This is a genomic window from Serratia sp. AKBS12 (genome assembly GCF_024793895.1).
Classification (GTDB): Bacteria; Pseudomonadota; Gammaproteobacteria; order Enterobacterales; family Enterobacteriaceae; genus Serratia_F.
On sequence record NZ_JANUSB010000017.1, the window covers coordinates 1 to 19,998 of the forward strand.

The following is a 19,998-nucleotide window of genomic DNA, read 5'->3' on the forward strand; positions in this document are numbered from 1 at the left end:
CGCAACGCCAGCAAGCCGGCCATCGCCGACTCGGACGAGCAGTCCATACGGATGATGCCGTCGTGGTCAAGGTGCATAAAACGGAAGGTCTGATCGATGGAATCGTTAACCAGCGTCAGATCCAGGGCGTAATGCTCGGCGATACGCTGCCAGTAGGCGATGCCGGAACCGCCGAGCGGATCAACCCCAAGCTTCATGCCCGCACGTTGAATCGCCGGCATGTCAACGATATCCGCCAGCCCTTCGACATACGGTTGCACCAAATCCTGCGCGTGCAGGCGGCCGCTGCGCCAGGCCTGATCCAGCGACTGGCGCTGTATGCCCTTCAGACCTTGCGCCAGCAGTTCATTGGCGCGTTTTTCAATCACCGAGGTCAGGTTGGTGTCAGCCGGACCGCCGTTCGGCGGGTTGTATTTGATGCCGCCGTCCTCCGGCGGGTTGTGCGACGGCGTAATGACGATGCCGTCAGCCTGCGCACCGCCCTGGCGGTTATGGCTGAGGATGGCATGGGAAACCGCCGGCGTCGGCGTGAAGCCGTTGTTTTCCTGCACCACCACGTCGACGCCGTTGGCCGTCAATACTTCCAGCACCGAAATAAACGCGGGTTCAGACAGCGCGTGGGTGTCCTTGCCGACGTAACACGGCCCACTGATGCCTTGCTGGCGACGCACTTCGGCAATCGCCTGCGCGATGGCGAGAATATGCGCTTCATTGAAACTGTGGCGCAACGCGCTGCCACGGTGACCGGAGGTGCCGAATTTCACCGCATGGGCGGCGTTGCCCGCTTCCGGTTGCAGCACATAGTACTGCGACGTCAGCTGAGCCACATTAATCAAATCGCTTTGCTGAGCCGGTTGCCCGGCACGTGGATTGTTCGCCATCAACTTTTCTCCCTTTCCTCTGTCCAGCGGCCGGGCGAAGGGTTGCGCGACCACTAGGACGGGCGGTTCGCTAAATCAGATCGTGCCGCACACTTTTTCTGTCAGTTCCGCCGGGAACTGCATCGCCAGCATGATATGTTCAATCATGCTGCGCTTGCGGCCGGTATTGGTATTGGTAATCACCCAATAAGGGGTGCCGGGAACGTGTTTCGGTTTGGTATGGGTTCCGTTTGCCAGCAGCGTTTGCTGATCGCCGGCAAAATAGGTGCGTGTACGCCCATGCAATGCGTCGGTCGCGGCAGCGAAGCCGGCCGCATCGAGGGTGTACAGCGTTGACAGTACCAGCATAAAACGATTTACGGCCTTGCTCTGCTCGGCGTATTCATCCGACAGCAACAGTTCTCGCATGGCGCGGACGCGATCCCGCGGGCGCGACGCGGCAGCTTTTTCCGGCTCCGCGCTGCCACTTGCAGCGGTAGAAACGGGGCGCGCTGGCTGCCCTGCGGTAAACTTCAACATACGCCGTAAAATATCGGACGCACTTTCCCCAATATGTTGCGTGTGGCTGGCAATATAGCGGTAAAGTTCTTCGTCGACTTCAATAGTTTTCATCTTTATCCAGTACTGTATTTTTCTACGTAGAACCCGAAACCGGGTTCTGCATTCAAGCTATGGGATTATAAGGTTAAAAGCGCGAGAGCAAACATAACAAAGTGCCCTCTGGGGGCAAAAGCAGACTATTACCTATAGCCGGCATTACCCACCCACCTCTTTGCTGGTGGGTATGATACCCTAACAGAATGTTTTCAGGTCATGAACTTCGCCATGAAATTACACTATCAATTATTGGCCGCCCAGGCCGAACAGACAAACGCCCTGCCGATTGTGCTGGTACACGGGCTATTCGGCAACCTCGACAACCTCGGCGTACTGGCGCGTGATTTGAACCGCCAGCGCCCGGTAGTAAAGGTTGATTTGCGCAACCATGGACTTTCGCCACACGCAGCCGAGATGAACTATCCGGCGATGGCGCAGGATTTGCTGACGCTGCTGGACAGTCTGAATATCGAGCGTGCCATCGTCATCGGTCATTCCATGGGCGGCAAGGCTGCGATGGCCTTGACGGCGATTGCCCCCGAGCGTATCGCCAAGCTGGTGGCGATCGATATCGCACCGGTGGCTTATCAAACCCGGCGCCACGATGAAATCTTCGCCGCCTTGCAGGCGGTGAGCGCTGCCGGCATTACCCAACGCCAGCAGGCGGCGGAGCTGATGCGCACCATGCTGGATGAAGAAGGGGTAATTCAGTTTCTGCTGAAATCGTTCCATCAGGGCGAATGGCGTTTCAACCTGCCGGTGCTGATCGAACACTATGAAACCATCATTGGCTGGCAACCGGTGCCCGCCTGGCCGCAGCCAATCCTGTTTATCCGTGGCGGGTTGTCACCTTACGTAAAAAACGACTACCGTGAGGACATTGCCCGCCAGTTCCCACAGGCGCGGGCATATGAAGTGGCTGGCAGCGGCCACTGGGTACACGCCGAGAAACCGGAGGCGGTACTGCGCGCCATACATCGATTCATCGACCAGGCCTGACGGCCAATTGGCGAAAAAACGCGCTAAAGATAACGGCTTAGCGCGTTTGCAACGCAGTAAAGCATTGTCGTTGCTCCATCTGCTGGGGTAATATGGCGCGCTATAATTTTGCCGCCGTCGCCAGCGTGGTGTAACACGCCGGAATGGGGGCAAATTTGGGTTAGGTTTTATCGACCTGAACTGTATTAACCGAACCGTCCGGAAGCGTGAAACGCTTTTTGATGCAAACTCCCTTGCAGTACCGCTACCTATGGCAAAAGAACAAACGGATCGCACGACGCTGGATCTGTTCGCAGATGAACGCCGTCCGGGGCGCCCGAAAACCAACCCGCTATCCCGTGATGAACAGCTTAGAATCAATAAGCGGAATCAGCTACGGCGCGATAAAGTACGTGGTTTGCGGCGTGTGGAGCTGAAAATCAACGCGGATGCGGTGGACGCTCTGAACAAACTGGCGGAACAGCGTAATATCAGCCGCAGCGAGCTCATTGAGCAAATGCTGCTGGCGCAACTGGCGGAAGCACAGCCAGAACAATGATCTTATCGGCCGCACGTGCGGCGCGGCGTTAAGGACGACGCCGGATCAACTCCGCATTCCATTCTTCGGGCATCGCATAAACGTGATAAAACCCCGGAGCAAATTTCTGGCATGATACGCGTTTAGCGGTGGGACCTGGTTCCCTACCATGGCGCCATTTTAAACGATACCGGTGCGAAAGGCGGGCGTCGAGTATTGTAATTAATTGAATTTAAAGGTTATACGCGATATGGCTAACGTAGGCATTTTCTTTGGCAGCGACACCGGCAATACCGAAAACATTGCCAAGATGATCCAAAAACTTCTTCGTCAGAGCTTTGGCGACGATGTGGCTGAGGTGCATGACATTGCCAAAAGCAGCAAAGAAGACCTGGATGCATTCGACATTCTGCTGCTCGGTATCCCAACCTGGTATTACGGTGAAGCACAATGTGACTGGGACGACTTTTTCCCTACGCTGGAAGAAATAGACTTCAATGGCAAACTGGTTGCGCTGTTTGGCTGCGGCGATCAGGAAGATTACGCGGAATATTTCTGTGATGCGATGGGCACCATTCGTGACATCATCGAGCCTCGCGGTGCCGCGATCGTCGGTCACTGGCCAACCAAAGGCTATCATTTCGAAGCCTCCAAGGGTCTGGCAGACGACGATCACTTCATCGGCCTGGCGATTGACGAAGATCGTCAACCCGAACTGACCGACGAACGCGTTAAGGGCTGGGTGGCGCAAATCAGCGCAGAGCTGAGCCTGGCGGACATCGTAGGTTAAGCGGCGGTTATTTCCAAGGCCCTGCGAGGCGCATGATTAACGCAGGGCCGTTATCGACATCACGGATTGAAGCGATAGAAGCTACAAAATTGTAACTTCCCCCCTCGTCACGGTAGACTGCGGTTCGGTTTATCCCACCCATCAAGATGTTACATGTGTGACATGTAACGGTGCGAATATATCTTTGTTAACAACCGGCGGTTTCCATTTAGGTCAACCGGTTCTATAATGAGACGCAATAAATTCTTTGTGCCGACCGATGCCATAGGCAAAAATGCCTCAACTTGATTAGCATAGTAACAGGACTGAATCCGCATGACTGACAACAACACCGCATTAAAGAAGGCCGGCCTAAAAGTCACGCTTCCGCGACTCAAAATCCTGGAAGTACTGCAAGATCCGGCTTGCCATCACGTCAGTGCGGAAGATTTGTACAAGAAACTGATTGATATGGGCGAAGAAATTGGTCTGGCGACGGTTTACCGCGTACTAAACCAATTTGACGATGCCGGGATTGTCACCCGCCATAATTTCGAAGGCGGCAAATCAGTATTCGAACTGACCCAGCAGCATCATCACGATCATCTGATTTGCCTGGACTGCGGCAAAGTGATCGAATTCAGCGATGAATCCATCGAAGCGCGTCAGCGTGATATTGCCAAACAGCACGGCATCAAACTCACCAACCACAGCCTGTACCTGTACGGTCACTGTGCCATCGGTGATTGCCGTGAAAACGATACGTTACACGACAAAAAATAACGCTGATGCATTAATAAGCAAGGAACCGCCAGACGGCGGTTTTTTTATGCCTGTCAGACAGGCAAAAAAATCCCCGGACGCACCGGGGAAATCCTGTCACAAAGATAACAATGCAGCGGCAAACTTACTCTCTCATCAGGGTATTTCCCCCCACTCCCCAAGCGCCCCGCCGCCGACACGCAGCGAGGAATTGGTCACTACGCCTGCACCGATTCCGCCCGGCTAAAACGCTGGCCGTCAGGGCTGACCGCACGGATTTGCACGACGCCGGACACTGCCGGTTTGGCGCTGTCATCGTAGCGTTGCCACTGTTTGCCACCGTCGGTGGAATATTCGATAGCCAGACCCGGCAAGGCAATATTGGCCTCCAGTCTGCCGCCGACAATCCGCGCGCCCGGCACCGGCAGGCGGTATTGCACCCCGCCTTTATCCAGCTTGCCCAACTCGCGCTGCCCCAGCAGGTTGGCAAACCGCAACCAGTCCTGCTGCAACTTTTTGTCATCGACAAAGCGGGTTTCTCCGCCCTTGTATTCGCGACCTGCCTTATAGTCCTGTTCCCAGCTGGCACGGTGCCAGGCTCGTTCTGCCACCGACAGCGAGCGCGGGAACATCATGTACTCCATTTGCGGATCGGTGCGCACCACTTCACTCCACAGCTGGGCAGAAAGGCCATAGGCGCCCGGCCACGGTTTGTCGCTCTTGGCGGTGAAATAGTTGCCATCGCGATCCACCGACGTTTCAGCGTTCTGCGGCATGTTATCCGGTGCGAAGCTGAATATTTTGCGTTCATCACTGAAGCGGGTGCCCCAGTAATAGCCGCTTTCGTTTGGATTGACCTCGTACGGGAAGTCCAGATAGACGTAGTCGGGGTTGGAAACCACCACTTCGTATCCCTTGTTGGCCCAGTCATTTACCGAATCGAACCCGCCCCAGTACAGGGTATCCCAGAAGTTGACGCCAACGCGCGCCGTGGCGAACGCCTTGGCGTCTTTGGCATCCTTCAGCCCATCCTGCCAGGCCTGCATTCTCTCGATGCCGTGCGCTTTAACCCGTTTGCTGACTTCCTGACCGAAGTAGCTCGGCAAGTGTTCCATGTCGGCAACCTTGCCCTGCTCGATCATCTGCTGGCAAACCTGCGACTTGGCCCAAGGTTTGTCTTCTTTGCTCAGATCGAGCATGCCCTTGCCCGGTTCCGGCTGTTTGATGTCGGTATAGCCGGCACCCAGACGGATGTTCTTGGCTTCGTCGCCACCAAAATGCCAGGTTTTCAGCGGCTGGCCGGCTTCCTTGTGCATTTGGGCAATTTCACCGATCACCTTGTCGACAAAGCGGGTTGACGAATCCAGGCACGGGTTCAGATAGCTCTGGCGATTGAAGAATTGCACCGAGGTGGTATTGGAGCTGTCGGTTGGATCCAGCAGGCGGAACTCCTCGGCTTGTGCCTGTTTACCCTCGGCAAGCAGTCTCTTGTAACGTGCTTCCATGGATATCACCGCCGCACGCGCGTGCGCCGGCATATCGACCTCCGGGATCACCTCAATCTGGCGAGCCTGGGCGTACTTGATGATGTCGATATAGTCCTGACGGCTGAAGAAACCGCCGTAAATCTCTGGCCCCTGGCCGTACTGCGGCAGCAGGCAGGTTGTTTCGCTCAGATCATGGCAGCGTTGGCCGCCAATCTCGGTCAGCTCCGGCAGGCCGGGGATCTCGATGCGCCAGCCTTCATCATCGGTCAGGTGGAAGTGGAACTTGTTCAGCTTATAGGCCGCCATCTGATCCAGCAGGCGCAGCACCGCATCCTTGTGGTGGAAGTTGCGCGCAACGTCGAGGAACAGGCCACGATATTCAAAGCGCGGCGCATCTTTAACCTCCAGCGTGGCGATTTTCTTGTCGCCGGCGATCGGGATCAGCGACAGAATTGATTGCAGGCCATGGAACACGCCAGCCTGATCGAAGCCGGTCACCACCGCCTGTTTGGCGCCGATCTGCAACTTATAGGCGCCCGCCACTGCCAGCTCCCCCTTGAAGGCGTTCGGCTTGATGTCGGTTTTAATCGGATAACCGCCGCTGGTCGGTGCCACACCCAGCAAGGTAAAACGTTCTCTGACCACATCGGCTGCCGGCTTGGCCAGTGCGCTCAGTTCCAGCGCCACGCCGTTGCTCAGGTCCACGTCCTGGGCATGAACCTTGACTTCCATTGGCGTCGGGATAATTTGCCCGCGCAACGATGCCGCCGGCAGGGTTTTCAGCTCGGCGTTTTTGACAAAGCGCGAAGCTGGCGTCATCAGAACGTTTTTATCGTCCTTGGTACGTTTCCATTGATCGCCGGTAAACGGCGCCACAAACCGATCCAGATCTTCGGTATCGGTATTGGCCAGCATTTTTGGTTTGGCGTCACCAGAGGTTGCGTACCAGCGTGGCAGGAAGTCGGTTTTGAACAGTTGCCAATATTCCGTCACGATCGGAATTTCCACCGCTTTGCCGGCCGGGAAACCGCTGAACGTTTCGCTCGGCATCAATTTATACAGATCGCCGGTCAGGTGAGAGATGGTGAACTGCTCGTTGTCGACCTGCAACGTCTGGCGTGGGCTGTGGAAATAGATCACCCAATCCTTGCCGGTGATATCTTTGCCGTCGTTGGCCAGCGTAATCAGCACCTTGTTGCACGACGCCCAGTCTGCACCCAGCCTGGCGCAATCAACGCCATTTTCCGCCGCACGGTTGTCAACCATCTTGATATTCAGTTTCAACTGGCTCAGTTGATCCACCAGCTGTTGATCGGCCATGGCGCTACCGATATTGCCGAACATGCCAACGCTGGCCGTCAATGCGGCAAGGGCACTCAATTTGAATATGTTCATCTTCGACCTCATGCGTAATCAGTGATTATTTGCGCGAATTTCTTGCCAGATCTTGCCGCACTGAGCGTCATACGCCTGGCCGTTGCCAGTGTGTGCAGCTTGAATGCAGCTCTGATAATCCAGTACGCGGACCGTTTCCTGCTCGGCGAACTGTTGATGCTGTTTCTCTTGCTTCAATACGTTCAATACCGCCTGGCAGGACTGCAGTTTCTCTGGCGAACCTTCTGCCGTATTGATACAGGCGCTGTAGGCTTGGCGCAGTTTGGCGTCTTCCGGCGGGGTTTGTGGCTGAACGCAGGCGCTAAGCCCGAGCACCGCAGCCACCAACAACAATACGTTTTTCATCGCTGTTCCTTGGGCAAGTTTCCCCGGCATTACCACCGGGGAAGGAGCATTAGAAAATGGTAAATGGCGCAATCACGATAAATTTCACGTCGCGCTCATCCTGGAAGATGTTGCCATAGCCGCCACCGTAGCTTGGAATGTCGGTATGGTTGTCGTATTGCGTGAAGTGCAGCTTGAACAAGGTGCCTTTCGCCCGCCCTTCTTGTATGGTGTACAGTGCATCCAGGCTATAGGCACTTTCCTTCAGACGCTGGTTTTGGTCATACATCGGGTTGGTGCTCGGCTTGGCGTCCCAACCGTAAACGTAGGATGCGCCCACCGCCCAGCCCGGCAAATTCCAGTTGCTGAGGTCGTACATGGCACCGGCGAACACCGCTTTTTCGCCATTGGCATTGAAGTCGGAACGGTTATCCCACCAGATATCCAGCCGGCCATTGGAGGAGGCGTAGGTTGGCGTCATACGCTGTAAAAAGAACCCCTGATTACCTTCTGCCTTCACCCAGGTTCCTTCCAGCCGCAAATCTACCTGGCCGATTTTGTAGCCAAACGTCAGCGCTTGCAGCCATGCCATACCGTCATACAGATCGCTGGTGCCTGCCGGATTGACGTCTTTGGCATCATGAATGCGATCGCGTGCCCCGTAAAATTGGTAGCTGGCGCTCAACGGGTTGCCTGCAACGTCGAACTTGTAAGAACCTTTGGCAAAGTATTGGTCCATATAGCCTTGCGACTGGCCGAATGCCGCTTCCAGCACCAGATCGTTCTTAAAGTCATATTTGGCACCCAGCGAGTGCAGATAAGACACGCCGGTTTTCTTGTCTCCCTGACGGAACTTGTCCATTTCCAGGTTCCATGGGGATTTGTATTTGTCGGTCCACATGTAGGAAAAACTCAGGGCACCGGCGTCGCCGTAATCAAAGTTGGCTCCGGCTTCAGCACCCTGATAGGTGCCAGGCATAAAGCTCCAGTGCGGTGCCAGCAGCGTTTGGCCAGTCGGCTGGATCCAGCCTGCTCGCGCCCAGACCGGGCCGTATTTGAATTTACCCGCCGCTTTGTAAACGCTGATACCGCTCTTGTCGCCGGACCAGTCTTCGTCATAGGCATGGTTGGAGTTGGAGAAGGCAATTTCGTTCGGGTGACCACTTTCTGAGGATTCAGCCATTTCGATGGCGGTAAAGGCGGCCAGATCGATACCGAACATATCCGCGGCATAGCCGGAGGAAAAATCCAGATTGGCATTCCAGGTGGAATGCGACAGGTTGGTTTTATATTTGTCGCCATCCGTTACGTCTTTACGGTCGCGTTCACGTTGCCAGTAATAAATACCGCCGGTCAGCGTGGAGTCATCAATAAACCCTGCCGCTTTTGCGTCAGGGGCCATAGCAAAACCCGTTCCCAACAGTGCACCCGCGACTGCGAGCGCCAGCGTTTTACGCCGTGCACCGTGCGTAGCCATAATAAAATTCCTCTTTGACGTAACGTAAAAGTGCGACCGCCGCGTTCACCACTGCCCTGCACGACCGCTAATAAAAACCCAATCGGGTAAAAGTTTTTCGCCATGAGGGAAAAACCCCACAGCATTTATTGCTACTGATAGACTATTTTTCGCGACGCGAATTATCAATTGAAAATTACGATAGGTTTGTCAAAGTATGACAAAGAGCACATATTGATGAGAAATTATTACGCAAATCTATTTAAGGAATTTTGAATAAAAAATTCAATTAAATCAGAATAATTATAGATAAATTAATTTTATACATCTTAGTTGAATGGTTTCAGCCATGGTAAAGTCGTGAATTATCACCAATTTAGAGAGCGCTCTCTAAACGACATTAATTCGCAACGCAAATATACGGCTGGCGGGCAGTTTGCGGATCGATCGGCGCAGGAAAAAACCAGGGAATGACGCCGCGGAAAAGCGGCAAAAAAAAAGCGCAACCGGCGTTGCGCTTGTTGTTCCAAGCGGTTTAGACGCCCGCTTTGGCCCAGGTATCACGCAGGCCTACGGTGCGGTTAAACACCAGATGTTCAGCCGAAGAATAGCGGCTGTCGGCGCAGAAATAGCCTTCTCGCTCGAACTGGTATGCGCGTTCAGGCTGCGCCGCCGCCAGGCTTGGTTCGACAAAGCCGTGCTTGATCACCAGTGATTCAGGGTTGACGGTCGCCAGGAAATCTTCTGCCGCCCCCGGGTTGGCCACGCTGAACAGTCGATCGTACAGGCGAATTTCCGCGGGCAGCGCATGTGCCGCAGAAACCCAGTGGATCACGCCCTTCACCTTGCGGCCATCGGCAGGATCCTTGCTCAGGGTGTCTGCATCGTAACTGCAGAAAATGGTGGTGATCTCCCCTTCCGCGTCTTTTTCCACGCGCTCGGCCTTGATGACATAGGCATTACGCAAACGCACTTCCTTGCCCAGCACCAGTCGCTTGTACTGCTTGTTGGCTTCTTCACGGAAGTCGGCGCGGTCAATGTACACTTCGCGACTGAACGGCACTTCACGGTTGCCCATTTCCGGCTTGTTCGGGTGATTGGGCATGGTAACCATTTCCAGCGCATCTGCCGGCAGGTTTTCAATCACCACCTTGACCGGATCCAGCACCGCCATGGCACGTGGGGCATTTTCGTTCAGATCGTCGCGGATGCAGGATTCCAGCGCCATCATTTCAACGTTGTTATCCTGCTTGGTCACGCCGATACGCTGGCAGAATTCGCGGATGGACGCCGCGGTATAACCACGGCGACGCAGGCCGGAGACGGTCGGCATACGCGGGTCATCCCAACCTTCCACGATGTTCTCGGTCACCAGCAGGTTCAGCTTGCGCTTGGACATGATGGCGTATTCGAGATTAAGCCGTGAAAACTCATACTGACGCGGATGGCATGGAATGCTGATGTTATCCAGCACCCAGTCATACAGACGGCGGTTGTCCTGGAACTCCAGCGTACACAGCGAATGGGTAATGCCTTCCAACGCATCGGAAATGCAGTGGGTGAAATCGTACATCGGATAGATGCACCATTTTTTGCCAGTCTGGTGATGTTCGGCAAATTTAACCCGGTACAGTACCGGATCGCGCATCACGATAAACGGCGAAGCCATATCGATCTTGGCGCGCAGGCAGGCAGTACCTTCGGCAAAGTCGCCGTTACGCATTTTTTCAAACAGCGCCAGGTTTTCTTCTACCGTGCGATCGCGGTACGGGCTGTTTTTACCCGGCGCGGTCAGGGTGCCACGGTATTCGCGGATCTGTTCCGGTGTCAGTTCGTCAACGTAGGCCAGGCCCTTGTTGATCAGCTCAACCGCATACTGATGCAATTGATCGAAATAGTCAGAGGAATAACGGACATTGCCGCTCCAATGGAAACCCAGCCACTCAACGTCACGCTTGATAGACTCAACGAACTCGATATCTTCTTTGACCGGGTTGGTATCGTCAAAACGCAGGTTGCACTCGCCTTGATAATCCTTGGCAATGCCAAAGTTCAGACAAATGGATTTCGCATGGCCAATGTGCAGATAGCCATTAGGTTCAGGCGGGAAACGGGTATGAACCGTTGAATGCTTCCCTGATGCCAGATCTTCGTCGATGATTTGACGGATAAAATTGGTTGGGCGGGCTTCAGCCTCACTCATTTCACTGTTCCTCAAATGCCAGAGTGCTTCACATAACCGCCTATGATCCAACAACCCACGCGCGGAAACAACCGTTAGTTTCATCAAAAAGTATAAGGCTATGCTGCAGCGTAATCCATCATGCCGCCTGCAGGCAGCGGCAGACGCCCAAAAAAAAGCGGGAAGAGATTGCTCTCCTCCCGCCAACGTCTGGGAGCGTCACGTCATGACTCGCTGGCCCCCAAGGTACTACTCAGGAAAAACGGTCTTATTTTTGAATCTCGAACAGGATGGTCTGGCCCGCAACCACATTGCCGCTGGCCTGCGCAGTCAAGCCGGCATAATCGTCGGCGTTGCTGACTACTACCGGGCTGATCATTGAACGGGCATTGGCATTGAGGAACGCCAGATCCAGTTCCAGAACCGGTTGCCCAGCCTTGACTTCGGCTCCCTCTTCCACCAGTCGCGTGAAGCCCTGGCCGTTCAACGCCACGGTATCGATGCCCATATGCACCACGATTTCCGCGCCGTTGGTCGTTTCCAGGCAGAAAGCGTGGTTGGTGTTAAAGATCTTCACCACGGTGCCGTCAGCCGGCGCCACAACGGTTTTGTCGGTCGGGCGAATCGCCACACCGTCACCCACCGCTTTGCTGGCAAAGGCTTCATCTGGCACCTGATCCAGCGCGATCACCTCGCCGCTGACCGGTGCAACCAGCGTTTCCAGCACCGCTTTCGGCGCGTTTGGCACCGCCTGCGGCTTGGCTTCGGTTACCGGCGCGGCGGCCGTGGCTGCAGCGGCAGGCACTGGGCCAGCTGCCACCACGTTGCGCATGGCGCTGGCGATCAGTTCAGCACGGGTACCAACGATAATCTGCACGCTTTGCTTGTTAAGACGAATGACGCCGGATGCACCGAGGCGTTTCGCCAGCGCATCATTTACCAGCGCAGAGTCCTTCACGTTCAGACGCAGACGGGTAATGCAGGCGTCGATGCCGGTCAGGTTGTCAGAACCGCCAATCGCACTGACGTAACGGCGAGCGGTAGTGGTGGTTTCGTTTTCGTCTTTGCCGGCAGAGGCATCAACGTTGACGTCATAACCGTCGCTTTCATCACCGGCAACCGCCAGCTCGCGACCCGGAGTCATCAGATTGAACTTGTTGATGGTGAAACGGAACACCACATAGTAGATAACGAAGAACACCAGCCCTTGCGGGATCAGCATGTACCAGTGCGTCGCCAGCGGGTTGCGTGATGACAGCACCATATCCACCAGACCGGCGCTGAAGCCAAAACCGGCGATCCACTGCATGCTGGCGGCGATAAATACCGAAATGCCGGTCAGTACCGCGTGGATCACGTACAGTACCGGTGCCACGAACATGAAGGAGAATTCCAGCGGTTCGGTGATGCCGGTAAAGAAGGCGGCAAAGGCGGCTGCCATCATGATACCGGCAACTTTGGCTTTGTTCTCTGGGCGTGCACAGTGATAAATCGCCAGCGCCGCGCCCGGCAGGCCGAACATCATGATCGGGAAGAAGCCCGCCTGATAACGACCGGTGATGCCCACCACCGCTTTGCCGGCTTCGATAGACTGCTGGCCGCCAAGGAAGTTAGGGATATCGTTAATGCCGGCCACGTCGAACCAGAACACCGAGTTCAGCGCATGATGCAGACCAACCGGGATCAACAGGCGGTTGAAGAACGCGTAAATACCCGCGCCGATCGAACCCATTTTCTGGATATGTTCGCCGAAGTTCACCAGACCGTTGAAAATCACCGGCCAGATGTACATCAGAATAAAGGCCACCAGGATCATCAGGAAGGAAATGAGGATCGGCACCAGACGGCGGCCGCTGAAGAACGACAGCGCCTTCGGCAGCTCCACGCTGCTAAAGCGGTTGTAAATCTCGGCGGAAATGATACCGACCAGGATACCTACGAACTGGTTCTGAATTTTACCGAACGCAGCTGGCACCTGATCGAGGGGGATTTTTTGAATCATCGACACCGCGGCCGGTGAACAGAGCGTAGTCAACACCAGGAAGCCGACAAAGCCGGTCAATGCCGCGGCACCGTCCTTGTCTTTTGACATCCCGTAAGCCACACCAATGGCAAACAGCACCGACATATTGTCGATGATGGCCGAGCCAGATTTGATAAAGAAAGCAGCGAGAGCGTTGTCACCGCCCCAACCAACAGGGTCAATCCAATACCCGACGCCCATCAAGATGGCGGCGGCAGGCAGCGTGGCGACTGGAACCATCAAGGCCCGCCCCACTTTTTGCAAGTAACTAAGAATGTTCACCTTTTCCCCCTATTCGTCCGCGGACGGACCCTATTGGTAGTTTATTGAGACCAGCTCACTACCTTTTAGAAATAACCTATGACACTTGACAGACTGTATCCCACCATTGACCGCCGGACTCTTGGGGTGCGCCTCTGCGGGTTGGTTCATTTGAACACGCCTTGCGTGACTGACCGCTTATTTGATCTGGCAGACTTCACGGTTTGCGCCTTGCAGCGAGCTCAAATTTCCACCAGCCACTCCCAGGTGTAATAGTGGGATGCAGTCTGTTCATGCGGAGTGTAAAAAAATTATTTCGTATCGCAAATTAAAACCTCATTTTTTGTGATTTATATCACCAAAAATGTGCCTTTATCTGTCACATTGCTAGCCATCACACAAAACTTATTTTATTATTCAAAAAATCAAAGCGGATGACCTTTCACACGCATAGCATAAAGCTGAGTTACGCTTAAGCCATCTGCCAAGGCCCGTACAGTATAGCCATAGTTTACTTACCCAAGAGGTGTATGATGAGACTTATCCCACTGAAAGATACCCAACAAGTCGGCAAATGGGCGGCCCGCCATATCGTGCAGCGCATCAATGCGTTCAAGCCAACGGCCGATCGTCCGTTCGTGCTGGGTCTGCCAACCGGCGGCACGCCGCTCGAAGCGTACAAACATCTGATTGCGATGCACAAAGCAGGTGAAGTAAGCTTCAAGCATGTGGTGACTTTCAACATGGATGAATACGTTGGCCTGCCGCAGGAACACCCGGAAAGCTATCATACCTTTATGTATCGTAATTTCTTTGATCATGTTGATATTCCGCGTGAAAATATCAACTTGCTGAATGGTAATGCCGCAGATGTCGATGCCGAATGCCGTCAGTACGAAGAGAAAATCAAATCTTACGGTAAAATCCACCTGTTTATGGGCGGCGTAGGGGTTGATGGCCACATCGCATTTAACGAACCGGCATCGTCTCTGGCTTCGCGCACCCGCATCAAAACGCTGACCGAAGATACCCGTATCGCCAACTCCCGCTTCTTTGGCGGCGACGTCGGCCAGGTGCCTAAATATGCGCTGACCGTTGGGGTTGGCACCCTGCTGGACGCGGAAGAAGTGATGATCCTGGTGACCGGTCACGGCAAGGCGCAGGCGCTGGAAGCCGCGGTGGAAGGTAATATCAACCACATGTGGACCATCAGTTGCCTGCAACTGCATGCCAAGGCCGTGGTGGTGTGCGATGAGCCGTCCACCATGGAACTGAAGGTCAAAACCGTTAAATACTTCCGCGAGTTAGAAGCGGAAAGCATGAAGAATATTTAATTTTTTGTAGGGGGCTACATGTTCGCTTTAACCCACGGCCGGATTTATACCGGCCACGACGTGCTCGATGACCACGCCGTAATCATTGCCGATGGTCTGATTGAACGAGTTTGCCCGGTAGCCGAGCTGCCTGCCGGCATCGAAACGCGCGATCTGGGTGGTGCCATGCTAGCCCCAGGTTTTATCGATGTTCAGCTTAACGGCTGCGGTGGCGTACAGTTCAACGATTCGTTGGACGCCATTTCGCAGGAAACGCTGGAAATCATGCAGCGCGCCAACGAAAAATCGGGCTGCACCAGTTACCTGCCGACGCTTATCACCAGCAGCGATGAATTTATGAAGCACAGCATCGAAGTGATGCGTGCCTATCTGAAAAAACATGCCAATCAGGCGCTTGGTCTGCATCTGGAAGGGCCTTACCTGAGCCCGGCCAAAAAAGGCACCCATAACCCGGCATTTATCCGCAAAGCTGACCGCGAAATGGTCGACTACATGTGCGCCAACGCCGACGTGATCAGCAAGGTGACGCTGGCACCGGAAATGGTCGAACCGCAGTTTATCAAACAGCTGCGTGACGCGGGCATCGTGGTTTCCGCCGGCCACTCCAACGCCACCTACGATCAGGCGCGTATCGGCTTCGCCGCCGGCATCAGTTTTGCCACCCACCTGTATAATGCCATGCCGTACATCACCGGTCGCGAACCGGGCCTGATGGGCGCGATTTTTGACACGCCGGAAGTCTATACCGGCATCATCGCCGACGGTCATCACGTCGCCTGGGCGAGTATCCGTAACGCCAAACGCCTTAAAGGTGATAAATTGGTGCTGGTCACCGACGCCACGGCGCCGGCAGGTGCAGATATTGACCAATTTATTTTCGCTGGTAAAACAATATACTATCGTGACGGGCTGTGCGTTGATGAAAACGGCACCCTGAGCGGTTCTGCGTTGACCATGATCGAAGCGGTGCAGAACAGCGTCGAACATGTGGGTATCGCCCTGGATGAAGCGCTGCGTATGGCAACCTTGTATCCGGCACGCGCCATCGGCGTCGACCAGCATTTGGGCAGTATTGAAGCCGGTAAGGTGGCGAACCTCACCGCCTTTGACCGAGAATTCAACATCACCAAAACTCTCGTTAACGGCAACGAGGTTTAATCAAACAGCGAGTAAATTTATTAATGAGCACTGGCGGGCAGGCACAGATTGGCAACGTTGATTTAGTCAAGCAACTAAATGGAGCGGCAGTGTATCGCCTTATCGACCAACAGGGTCCGATTTCGCGCATTCAAATCGCCGAACTGAGCCAGTTAGCTCCCGCCAGCGTCACCAAAATTACTCGTCAGCTATTGGAGCGCGGGCTGATCAAGGAAGTCGATCAGCAAGCCTCCACCGGCGGCCGTCGTGCCATTTCCATTGTTACCGAAACTCGTCATTTTCATACCGTAGCCGTGCGCCTTGGCCGGCACGACGCCACCATTACGCTGTATGACATGAGCGGCAAGTCGCTCGGCGAAGAGCACTACCCCTTGCCGGAGCGCACCCAGGAGACATTGGAAAATGCACTGTTCAACGCCATTGCCCAGTTTATCGAAACCTATCAACGCAAACTGCGCGAGCTGATTGCCATTTCAGTGATTTTGCCTGGTCTGGTGGATCCGGCACTGGGCGTGGTGCGCTACATGCCGCATATCAGCGTCAATCACTGGGCTCTGGTCGATAACCTGCAGCAGCGTTTCAACGTTACCAGTTTTGTCGGCCACGATATTCGCAGCCTGGCGCTGGCCGAGCATTACTTTGGCGCCACGCGCGACTGCGAAGACTCCATTCTGGTGCGACTGCACCGCGGCACCGGCGCCGGAATTATCGTTAACGGGCAGATTTTCCTTGGCAACAACGGCAACGTCGGCGAAATTGGCCATATCCAGATCGACCCGCTCGGCGAACGCTGCCACTGCGGCAATTTCGGCTGTCTGGAAACCGTGGCCGCCAACGCTGCCATTGAACAGCGCGTCCGCCAGTTGCTGAGCCAGGGATATCCCAGCAAACTGACGCTCGACGATTGCAGCATCAATGCCATTTGCAAAGCCGCCAACCGCGGCGATCTGCTGGCCAGCGAGGTGCTCGAGCACGTGGGTCGTTATCTCGGCAAAGCCGTCGCCATCGCCATAAACCTGTTTAATCCGCAAAAAGTGGTGATCGCCGGCGAAATTACCGAAGCCGAAAAGGTGCTGTTACCAGCCATCCAGAGCTGCATCAATAATCAGGTACTGAAGGATTTCCGCAAAAATCTGCCGATTGTCACTTCCGAACTGAATCATCGCTCGGCGATCGGGGCTTTTGCGTTAGCAAAACGCGCAATGCTCAACGGCGTTCTGTTACAGCGTTTGCTGGAAAGCTAAAACGCATTCCGGCGGGCAGTTCGCTGGTTCTTTCTGCTCGCCGCCATCATGAGACACTGCACCAATGACCATTAAAAACGTTATCTGTGATATCGACGGCGTGCTGATGCATGACAACACCGCCGTTCCCGGCGCCGATCTGTTTTTGGCACGCATTCAGCAACAGGGCATGCCGCTGGTGATGCTGACCAACTATCCGTCGCAAACCGCGCAGGATCTGGCCAACCGCTTTGCAGCGGCCGGTCTTGAGGTACCGGAAAGCGCCTTTTACACCTCGGCAATGGCCACCGCCGATTTTCTGCGACGCCAGGAAGGCAAAAAAGCCTATGTGGTCGGCGAAGGGGCATTGATTCACGAACTGTATAAAGCCGGCTTCACCATCACCGATATCAACCCTGATTTTGTTATCGTCGGTGAAACGCGCTCCTACAACTGGGATATGATGCATAAGGCATCGTACTTCGTGAACAATGGCGCACGCTTTATCGCCACCAACCCGGACACCCATGGCCACGGCTACGTGCCGGCCTGCGGCGCACTCTGCGCCCCGATTGAAAAAATAACCGGTCGTAAACCGTTTTACGTCGGCAAACCCAGCCCGTGGATTATCCGCGCCGCCCTGAACAAAATGCAGGCGCATTCGGAAGAAACGGTGATCGTAGGCGATAACCTGCGCACCGACATATTGGCTGGCTTCCAGGCTGGTCTGGAAACCATTCTGGTACTGTCCGGCGTATCGACCCTCAACGATATTGAAACCATGCCGTTCCGCCCGAGTTATATTTTCCCCTCCGTTGCCGATATCAACCTGTTCTAATTTACGCTGGCGGCTGCCGATGCCGCCATTCTTTCCTTTGCCGCGCTAATACAGCGCTCGCCCGCGTTGTCGATGAATTTAATTTATTTTGGCCTGGGTAAAGTTTCATTATATCCATCGCTAATGCGCGCAGAATGATCCTTGCCGGCAACAAATAGTGCCGTTCAGAGAGATTCCATTCTATTACGCGATGACGAGGTCATAATGAATTCATTAAGTTCGAACACGGTCACCACCATTGCCAATGATGATGCATCGACAATGCCGGACATGACCGGCAAAAAAATCATGATGGGTTTTTGGCACAACTGGCCGGCCGGCGCCAGCGACGGTTACCAACAGGGTCGGTTCGCCAATATGAACCTGACGGACATCCCGGCAGCCTACAACGTGGTGGCGGTAGCCTTTATGAAAGGTGAAGGCATCCCGACCTTCAAGCCCTACAATCTGAGTGACGCCGAGTTCCGCCGTCAGGTCGGCGTGCTGAACGCCCAGGGTCGTGCGGTGCTGATCTCGCTCGGTGGCGCCGATGCCCATATCGCATTAAAAACCGGCGACGAAGAAAAACTGAAAGACGAAATTATCCGCCTGGTGGAAACTTACGGTTTTGACGGCTTGGATATCGATCTGGAACAGGCAGCCATTGGTGCCGCCAATAATAAAACGGTATTGCCCGCCGCGCTGAAAAGCGTAAAACAGCATTATGCCGCACAAGGCAAAAACTTTATTATCAGCATGGCGCCGGAATTCCCTTATTTGCGCACTACGGGCAGTTATCTGGATTATATTTCCGCTCTTGAAGGCGTTTATGATTTTATTGCGCCACAATATTACAATCAGGGCGGTGACGGCATTTGGGTGGATGAAGCCAACGGTGGTGCCGGCGCATGGATCACGCAAAACAACGACGCCATGAAAGAAGATTTCCTGTACTACCTGACCGAAAGCCTGGTCAGCGGCACCCGCGGCTATACCCGCATTCCCGCAGCAAAATTCGCCATTGGCCTGCCGAGCAACGTGGATGCGGCGGCAACCGGTTATGTCGTCGATCCGCAAGCGGTGTACAACGCGTTCAAGCGGCTGGACGCCAAGGGGTTGTCGATCAAGGGGCTGATGACCTGGTCGGTGAACTGGGATAACGGCAACAGCAAAAACGGCGTACCGTACAACTGGGAATTCAGCACGCGTTATACCGCGCTGATCGAGGGTGGCGTCATGCCACCGGTAGAAAATCCGGATGCGCCCAAGGCGTTGAGCGTTAGCGAACTCACCGCTACCTCGTTGACGCTCGGCTGGGCACCTGCCAGCGGTCCAAATCCGATCGCCAGTTACCGCGTATTACGCAATGGCAGCGTCATTGCGCAACCTGACACACCGTTGTTACACGACAGTGGCCTGACGCCAAACAGTCGTTACAGCTACACCGTTATCGCGATCGACAGCAAAAACAACGCCTCTGCGCCAAGCGCTGCGTTGGTGGTCACCACCGTCGAGGATGGCAGCACGCCGCCGGATCCGGCCATCAGTGAGTGGAAGATTAACCACGCATATCGAGAGGGCGATCGGGTGAGCTATCAGGGCAAGCAATATACCTGCCGTCAGGCGCATACCTCTAACATCGGTTGGACGCCGGATACCACCCTCTCGTTATGGCTGCCGCAGCCGTAACTGACACCTGTGGCAAAAATGTAATACAGACGGGCCTTGCCGTTTATAAAACAGACGAAAAGGCCCAATTTTTGAATATTCAATAAATCGATAGCGATAAAATTGAACATTCGCTAATTTTTCA

The 19,998-nt window shown here is 54.6% G+C and carries 16 protein-coding genes; 9 read left to right on the forward strand and 7 right to left on the reverse strand.

Annotation, left to right across the window (positions count from 1 at the left end; genetic code table 11):
- Positions 1 to 881: phosphoglucomutase (locus NYE85_RS21115; RefSeq protein WP_259006690.1), on the reverse strand; the 881-nt coding region annotated here is incomplete at its 3' end.
- A gap of 75 nt (positions 882 to 956) precedes the next feature.
- Positions 957 to 1,493, reverse strand: a complete 537-nt coding sequence (gene seqA / locus NYE85_RS21120) for a replication initiation negative regulator SeqA (protein WP_259006691.1) — start codon at positions 1,491 to 1,493, stop codon at positions 957 to 959.
- A gap of 201 nt (positions 1,494 to 1,694) precedes the next feature.
- Between seqA and ybfF the strand changes: the two genes are divergently transcribed.
- The 4 genes from ybfF (at position 1,695) to fur (ending at position 4,546) form a co-directional block, all read left to right on the forward strand.
- The gene (gene ybfF / locus NYE85_RS21125) at positions 1,695 to 2,477 is read left to right on the forward strand and encodes an esterase (protein ID WP_259006692.1); all 783 of its coding nucleotides are present in this window, start codon (positions 1,695 to 1,697) and stop codon (positions 2,475 to 2,477) included.
- A gap of 250 nt (positions 2,478 to 2,727) precedes the next feature.
- Complete coding sequence (gene ybfE, locus NYE85_RS21130; protein WP_259006693.1) at positions 2,728 to 3,015, forward strand: LexA regulated protein; 288 nt, start codon at positions 2,728 to 2,730, stop codon at positions 3,013 to 3,015.
- Positions 3,016 to 3,244: 229 nt separating this feature from the next.
- A complete protein-coding gene (gene fldA, locus NYE85_RS21135; protein WP_259006694.1) occupies positions 3,245 to 3,784 on the forward strand; it encodes a flavodoxin FldA in 540 nt (179 codons plus the stop codon).
- Between the two features lie 315 nt (positions 3,785 to 4,099).
- The gene (gene fur, locus NYE85_RS21140; protein WP_259006695.1) at positions 4,100 to 4,546 is read left to right on the forward strand and encodes a ferric iron uptake transcriptional regulator; all 447 of its coding nucleotides are present in this window, start codon (positions 4,100 to 4,102) and stop codon (positions 4,544 to 4,546) included.
- A gap of 197 nt (positions 4,547 to 4,743) precedes the next feature.
- Here the strand turns inward: fur and NYE85_RS21145 are convergent, their stop codons facing one another.
- The 5 genes from NYE85_RS21145 to nagE all read right to left on the reverse strand — a co-directional run bounded on the left by NYE85_RS21145 (position 4,744) and on the right by nagE (position 13,674).
- Positions 4,744 to 7,407, reverse strand: coding sequence for a family 20 glycosylhydrolase (locus tag NYE85_RS21145; protein ID WP_259006696.1), 2,664 nt, complete (start codon positions 7,405 to 7,407; stop codon positions 4,744 to 4,746).
- 18 nt (positions 7,408 to 7,425) lie between these two features.
- Positions 7,426 to 7,752, reverse strand: coding sequence for a ChiQ/YbfN family lipoprotein (gene chiQ / locus NYE85_RS21150; protein WP_259006697.1), 327 nt, complete (start codon positions 7,750 to 7,752; stop codon positions 7,426 to 7,428).
- 49 nt (positions 7,753 to 7,801) lie between these two features.
- On the reverse strand, positions 7,802 to 9,208 hold the full coding sequence (locus tag NYE85_RS21155; RefSeq protein WP_259006698.1) for a chitoporin ChiP: 1,407 nt from the start codon (positions 9,206 to 9,208) through the stop codon (positions 7,802 to 7,804).
- Positions 9,209 to 9,722: 514 nt separating this feature from the next.
- Entirely contained in the window at positions 9,723 to 11,390 is a 1,668-nt protein-coding gene (glnS, locus tag NYE85_RS21160) for a glutamine--tRNA ligase (RefSeq protein WP_259006699.1), read from the reverse strand.
- Positions 11,391 to 11,637: 247 nt separating this feature from the next.
- The gene (gene nagE, locus NYE85_RS21165; protein ID WP_259006700.1) at positions 11,638 to 13,674 is read right to left on the reverse strand and encodes an N-acetylglucosamine-specific PTS transporter subunit IIBC; all 2,037 of its coding nucleotides are present in this window, start codon (positions 13,672 to 13,674) and stop codon (positions 11,638 to 11,640) included.
- A gap of 512 nt (positions 13,675 to 14,186) precedes the next feature.
- On the opposite strand from nagE, the gene nagB reads away from it, so the two are divergent.
- From nagB to NYE85_RS21190, 5 genes are all read left to right on the forward strand, one after another.
- Positions 14,187 to 14,987 (forward strand): glucosamine-6-phosphate deaminase, encoded by an 801-nt coding sequence (nagB, locus tag NYE85_RS21170; protein ID WP_259007000.1) that lies wholly within the window; start codon positions 14,187 to 14,189, stop codon positions 14,985 to 14,987.
- 18 nt (positions 14,988 to 15,005) lie between these two features.
- A complete protein-coding gene (gene nagA / locus NYE85_RS21175; RefSeq protein WP_259006701.1) occupies positions 15,006 to 16,145 on the forward strand; it encodes an N-acetylglucosamine-6-phosphate deacetylase in 1,140 nt (379 codons plus the stop codon).
- 23 nt (positions 16,146 to 16,168) lie between these two features.
- Entirely contained in the window at positions 16,169 to 17,389 is a 1,221-nt protein-coding gene (locus tag NYE85_RS21180; RefSeq protein ID WP_259006702.1) for an N-acetylglucosamine repressor, read from the forward strand.
- Between the two features lie 64 nt (positions 17,390 to 17,453).
- Positions 17,454 to 18,206, forward strand: a complete 753-nt coding sequence (locus NYE85_RS21185; RefSeq protein ID WP_259006703.1) for an HAD-IIA family hydrolase — start codon at positions 17,454 to 17,456, stop codon at positions 18,204 to 18,206.
- A 204-nt stretch (positions 18,207 to 18,410) separates the two neighbouring features.
- Positions 18,411 to 19,874 (forward strand): carbohydrate-binding protein, encoded by a 1,464-nt coding sequence (locus tag NYE85_RS21190; RefSeq protein ID WP_259006704.1) that lies wholly within the window; start codon positions 18,411 to 18,413, stop codon positions 19,872 to 19,874.
- Positions 19,875 to 19,998 lie beyond the last annotated feature (124 nt).

What these genes read in the sequence shown, in the direction of transcription:
- seqA (WP_259006691.1), bottom strand. Translation starts at nt 1,493, where the DNA reads ATGAAAACTATTGAAGTCGACGAAGAACTTTACCGCTATATTGCCAGC.
- ybfF (WP_259006692.1), top strand. Translation starts at nt 1,695, where the DNA reads ATGAACTTCGCCATGAAATTACACTATCAATTATTGGCCGCCCAGGCC.
- ybfE (WP_259006693.1), top strand. Translation starts at nt 2,728, where the DNA reads ATGGCAAAAGAACAAACGGATCGCACGACGCTGGATCTGTTCGCAGAT.
- fldA (WP_259006694.1), top strand. Translation starts at nt 3,245, where the DNA reads ATGGCTAACGTAGGCATTTTCTTTGGCAGCGACACCGGCAATACCGAA.
- fur (WP_259006695.1), top strand. Translation starts at nt 4,100, where the DNA reads ATGACTGACAACAACACCGCATTAAAGAAGGCCGGCCTAAAAGTCACG.
- NYE85_RS21145 (WP_259006696.1), bottom strand. Translation starts at nt 7,407, where the DNA reads ATGAACATATTCAAATTGAGTGCCCTTGCCGCATTGACGGCCAGCGTT.
- chiQ (WP_259006697.1), bottom strand. Translation starts at nt 7,752, where the DNA reads ATGAAAAACGTATTGTTGTTGGTGGCTGCGGTGCTCGGGCTTAGCGCC.
- NYE85_RS21155 (WP_259006698.1), bottom strand. Translation starts at nt 9,208, where the DNA reads ATGGCTACGCACGGTGCACGGCGTAAAACGCTGGCGCTCGCAGTCGCG.
- glnS (WP_259006699.1), bottom strand. Translation starts at nt 11,390, where the DNA reads ATGAGTGAGGCTGAAGCCCGCCCAACCAATTTTATCCGTCAAATCATC.
- nagB (WP_259007000.1), top strand. Translation starts at nt 14,187, where the DNA reads ATGAGACTTATCCCACTGAAAGATACCCAACAAGTCGGCAAATGGGCG.
- nagA (WP_259006701.1), top strand. Translation starts at nt 15,006, where the DNA reads ATGTTCGCTTTAACCCACGGCCGGATTTATACCGGCCACGACGTGCTC.
- NYE85_RS21180 (WP_259006702.1), top strand. Translation starts at nt 16,169, where the DNA reads ATGAGCACTGGCGGGCAGGCACAGATTGGCAACGTTGATTTAGTCAAG.
- NYE85_RS21185 (WP_259006703.1), top strand. Translation starts at nt 17,454, where the DNA reads ATGACCATTAAAAACGTTATCTGTGATATCGACGGCGTGCTGATGCAT.
- NYE85_RS21190 (WP_259006704.1), top strand. Translation starts at nt 18,411, where the DNA reads ATGAATTCATTAAGTTCGAACACGGTCACCACCATTGCCAATGATGAT.